At 57.5% G+C, this 5,599-nt stretch carries 3 rRNA genes; all 3 read right to left on the bottom strand.

From position 1 onward, the window contains the following. Positions 1–6: 6 nt before the first annotated feature. The 3 genes from rrf to DM816_RS39815 all read right to left on the bottom strand — a co-directional run bounded on the left by rrf (position 7) and on the right by DM816_RS39815 (position 5,462). Positions 7–123 (bottom strand): 5S ribosomal RNA (rrf, locus tag DM816_RS39805). A gap of 132 nt (positions 124–255) precedes the next feature. After that, positions 256–3,413 (bottom strand): 23S ribosomal RNA (locus DM816_RS39810). 524 nt (positions 3,414–3,937) lie between these two features. Next, positions 3,938–5,462 (bottom strand): 16S ribosomal RNA (locus tag DM816_RS39815). The 16S, 23S and 5S rRNA genes sit together here, the layout of an rRNA operon. Positions 5,463–5,599 lie beyond the last annotated feature (137 nt).

The following is a 5,599-nucleotide window of genomic DNA, read 5'->3' on the forward strand; positions in this document are numbered from 1 at the left end:
ATGTTTGTCCGGCGGTGTCCTACTCTCCCACACCCTGCCGGGTGCAGTACCATCGGCGCTGGAGGGCTTAGCTTCCGGGTTCGGAATGTTTCCGGGCGTTTCCCCTCCGCCATAACCGCCGTAACACCATCAACCACACAACAACCACAACATCATGGTGGGTTGTTTGCAGGCTGTGATGCGCATGGTGAACGCGAGCAAAAAAGGTTTTCACGCGACAGCGATCCGTGCTGTACATGTGTGTGTCTCGTGTGTGTGTTGAAGTCCTCGGCCTATCAGCACCAGTCAACTGAACCCCTTACAGGGCTTACATTTCTGGCCTGTCAACCCGCTGTTCTCGGCGGGGGCCTTACCCCACACATCACTGCATGGGTGGGAGTCCTGGTCTTGAAGCAGGCTTCCCGCTTAGATGCTTTCAGCGGTTATCCCTTCCGAACGTGGCTAACCAGCCATGCCCCTGGCGGAACAACTGGCACACTAGAGGTTCGTCCGTCCCGGTCCTCTCGTACTAGGGACAGCCCTTCTCAAGACTCCTACGCGCGCGGCGGATAGGGACCGAACTGTCTCACGACGTTCTAAACCCAGCTCGCGTACCGCTTTAATGGGCGAACAGCCCAACCCTTGGGACCTACTCCAGCCCCAGGATGCGACGAGCCGACATCGAGGTGCCAAACCATCCCGTCGATATGGACTCTTGGGGAAGATCAGCCTGTTATCCCCGGGGTACCTTTTATCCGTTGAGCGACACCGCTTCCACACGCCGGTGCCGGGTCACTAGTCCCGACTTTCGTCCCTGCTCGACCTGTCAGTCTCACAGTCAAGCCCCCTTGTGCACTTACACTCAACACCTGATTGCCAACCAGGCTGAGGGAACCTTTGGGCGCCTCCGTTACCTTTTAGGAGGCAACCGCCCCAGTTAAACTACCCACCAGACACTGTCCCAAACCCCGATCAGGGGCCATGGTTAGATACCCGAATTCGACAGAGTGGTATTTCAACGCTGCCTCCACAACCACTGGCGTGGCCACTTCACAGGCTCCCACCTATCCTACACAATCGGATTCAAGCACCAATGTCAAGCTATAGTGAAGGTCCCGGGGTCTTTCCGTCCTGCCGCGCGTAACGAGCATCTTTACTCGTACTGCAATTTCGCCGGGCCTGTGGTTGAGACAGTGGGGAAGTCGTTACGCCATTCGTGCAGGTCGGAACTTACCCGACAAGGAATTTCGCTACCTTAGGATGGTTATAGTTACCACCGCCGTTTACTGGCGCTTCAATTCTCCGCCTCGCCACCACAAGGGCAGCTAACGGGTCCTTTTAACGTTCCAGCACCGGGCAGGCGTCAGTCCATATACAGCGTCTTACGACTTGGCATGGACCTGTGTTTTTAGTAAACAGTCGCTTCCCCCCGCTCTCTGCGACCACCACCAGCTCCCACCGCAAAGGGCGTTCACCAGCAGTGGCCCCCCTTCTCCCTAAGTTACGGGGGCAATTTGCCGAGTTCCTTAACCACAGTTCACCCGATCGCCTTGGTATTCTCTACCTGACCACCTGTGTCGGTTTCGGGTACGGGCCGCGCGCAACATCGCTAGAGGCTTTTCTCGGCAGCATAGGATCATCGGCTTCACCTGATACGGCTCGGCATCACGCCTCACCCCCGCCCTCGAAGGGCAGCCGCACGGATTTACCTGCACGGCGGGCTACACGCTTACCCCAGGACAACCACCGCCTGGGACCGACTACCTTCCTGCGTCACCCCATCACTCACCTACAAACCCCTCAGGTCCCGGCCCCAACAAGATCATCCCCGAAAGGAATCCCCCGCCGGAGGCGGTTAGTAGAAAGGTGTTCGGCGTGGGCGTTGCTTTGCGGGTACGGGAATATCAACCCGTTATCCATCGACTACGCCTCTCGGCCTCGCCTTAGGCCCCGACTCACCCAGAGCAGATAAGCTTGACTCTGGAACCCTTGGTCATCCGGCGGCAGGGTTTCTCACCCTGCATGCGCTACTCATGCCTGCATTCTCACTCCCACCACCTCCACAGCTAGCTCACGCTGCTGCTTCACCGGTGACAGGACGCTCCCCTACCCATCCCAACACCTAGACGACATGGAAACCCATACCGCCAGATACACGCTGGAATGCCGCGGCTTCGGCGGTGTGCTTGAGCCCCGCTACATTGTCGGCGCGGAACCACTTGACCAGTGAGCTATTACGCACTCTTTCAAGGATGGCTGCTTCTAAGCCAACCTCCTGGTTGTCTATGCGATCCCACATCCTTTCCCACTTAGCACACGCTTAGGGGCCTTAGCCGGCGATCTGGGCTGTTTCCCTCTCGACTACGAAGCTTATCCCCCGCAGTCTCACTGCCACGCTCTCACTTACCGGCATTCGGAGTTTAGCTGACTTCGGTAACCTGGTAGGGCCCCTAGGCCATCCAGTAGCTCTACCTCCGGCAAGAAACACGCAACGCTGCACCTAAATGCATTTCGGGGAGAACCAGCTATCACGGAGTTTGATTGGCCTTTCACCCCTAACCACAGATCATCCCCCAACTTTTCAACGTTGGTGGGTTCGGCCCTCCACGACCTCTTACAGCCGCTTCAGCCTGCCCATGGCTAGATCACCCCGCTTCGGGTCTAGAGCATGCGACTCAAACGCCCTATTCAGACTCGCTTTCGCTACGGCTACCCCACCCGGGTTAACCTCGCCACACACCACTAACTCGCAGGCTCATTCTTCAAAAGGCACGCCATCACCATAACCCCAAAAGGAGTGTTCTAGGCTCTGACGGATTGCAGGCAGACGGTTTCAGGTACTATTTCACTCCCCTCCCGGGGTACTTTTCACCATTCCCTCACGGTACTCATCCGCTATCGGTCACCAGGAAGTATTCAGCCTTACCAGGTGGTCCTGGCAAATTCACCACAAATTACAGGAGTTCGTGGCTACTCGAGAACCATCCACGGAAGGTCTGGGACTTTCAGCTACAGGACTCTCACCCTCTACGGTCCGGCACTCACTCCGGTTCGCCTAACCCCAAACTTTGTCACTTCCGGGCCAAATGTCAGTTTGACCAAGGACAGCCTCACGACCCCATGCGGGAAACCCCTGACAGGTATCACGCCCACACAGTTTAGGCATCAATCCGCTTTCGCTCGCCACTACTCACGGAATCACTATTGTTTTCTCTTCCAGCCGGTACTGAGATGTTTCACTTCCCGGCGTTCCCTCCCAACACCCTATGCATTCAGGTGCGGGTGACACGACATGACTCGTGCCGGGTTACCCCATTCGGACACCCTGGGATCACAGCTCGGTTGGCAGCTCCCCCAGGCCTATCGCAGCCTCCCACGTCCTTCATCGGCCCCTGGTACCAAGGCATCCACCATCTGCCCTACACAACTTCAACAAACCAAGACGACCACACCAACCAACCCACACACCCCCACCCAAACCAAAAAAGGCCCGAACAAGGACATGCAAGCCAGCCGGCACAAAAAACTCTCACGCAGAAAACAAGATGCTCGCGTCCACTATGCACATCTCAACCAACAACCAACCACACCCACCACGCGCAACACCTGCCACCACAACAGCGACCGTTTGCCACACCAAGGCGCAATCAGAAAAACCGCAACCCACAAAAGAGCTCCGGCCCGAAAACCCAAACCCCGAACATGCGGGCTTGTTTTTTCAGGACCTAACAGGGTGCCTGCCACAGACTGCCGTCCGCCACGTCCAACCCCCGGAAACCCACAACCACACCTTTCCACGACACCCACCGAAATGAGCGACAGTACTCAATGCCACGGCTGCAAACCCCGAAGCGACTATGCCAGCGTCTCCGCCAAATGAGCCCCACCCGCGAACACTCGTCACGGGCTGGGTCCCCATCGACCACCCCCAAAAAGGGGTGGCGGGGTTGCTCCTTAGAAAGGAGGTGATCCAGCCGCACCTTCCGGTACGGCTACCTTGTTACGACTTCGTCCCAATCGCCAGCCCCACCTTCGACCACTCCCTCCCCTCACGGGGTTGGGCCATGGGCTTCGGGTGTTGCCGACTTTCGTGACGTGACGGGCGGTGTGTACAAGGCCCGGGAACGTATTCACCGCAGCGTTGCTGATCTGCGATTACTAGCGACTCCGACTTCACGGGGTCGAGTTGCAGACCCCGATCCGAACTGAGACCGGCTTTTTGGGATTCGCTCCACCTCACAGTATCGCAGCCCATTGTACCGGCCATTGTAGCATGCGTGAAGCCCTGGACATAAGGGGCATGATGACTTGACGTCATCCCCACCTTCCTCCGAGTTGACCCCGGCAGTCTCCCATGAGTCCCCGGCATAACCCGCTGGCAACATGGAACGAGGGTTGCGCTCGTTGCGGGACTTAACCCAACATCTCACGACACGAGCTGACGACAGCCATGCACCACCTGTCACCGGCCCCGAAGGACCCCACATCTCTGTGGGATTACCGGCGATGTCAAACCCAGGTAAGGTTCTTCGCGTCGCATCGAATTAATCCGCATGCTCCGCCGCTTGTGCGGGCCCCCGTCAATTCCTTTGAGTTTTAGCCTTGCGGCCGTACTCCCCAGGCGGGGCGCTTAATGCGTTAGCTACGGCGCAGGAAACCGGAGAGGCCCCCCACACCTAGCGCCCAACGTTTACAGCGTGGACTACCAGGGTATCTAATCCTGTTCGCTCCCCACGCTTTCGCTCCTCAGCGTCAGTATCGGCCCAGAGACCCGCCTTCGCCACCGGTGTTCCTCCTGATATCTGCGCATTTCACCGCTACACCAGGAATTCCAGTCTCCCCTACCGAACTCCAGCCCACCCGTATCAACCGCAAGCCCACAGTTAAGCTGCAGGTTTTCACGGCAGACGCAATGGACCGCCTACGAGCTCTTTACGCCCAATAAATCCGGACAACGCTCGCGCCCTACGTCTTACCGCGGCTGCTGGCACGTAGTTGGCCGGCGCTTCTTCTCCAGGTACCGTCACCCCAAAAGGCTTCGTCCCTGACGAAAGGGGTTTACAACCCGAAGGCCGTCATCCCCCACGCGGCGTCGCTGCATCAGACTTCCGTCCATTGTGCAATATTCCCCACTGCTGCCTCCCGTAGGAGTCTGGGCCGTGTCTCAGTCCCAGTGTGGCCGGTCGCCCTCTCAGGCCGGCTACCCGTCAAAGCCTTGGTAAGCCATCACCCCACCAACAAGCTGATAGGCCGCGAGCCCAACCCAACCCGAAAAACTTTCCCCCACCAGCCATGCGACCAGAAGGGAATATCCGGTATTAGCCCCCGTTTCCGAAGGTTATCCCAAAGATTGGGGCAGGTTACTCACGTGTTACTCACCCGTTCGCCACTCGAGCACCCCCGAAGGGGCCTTTCCGTTCGACTTGCATGTGTTAAGCACGCCGCCAGCGTTCGTCCTGAGCCAGGATCAAACTCTCCAACAAAGAATCCGAAAAATCCTGGCATGAAAACATTCATACCAAAGGAATCAACCCAACAAAGGGGTCAAAAACCAAACAAAAACTTTGGCACTGGCATAAACAAGCACCCTGTTAAGTTCTCAAAAAACAAACACACACCA

The sequence above is a fragment of the Allorhizocola rhizosphaerae genome (genome assembly GCF_003426775.1).
GTDB classification, from domain to species: Bacteria; Actinomycetota; Actinomycetes; order Mycobacteriales; family Micromonosporaceae; genus Allorhizocola; species Allorhizocola rhizosphaerae.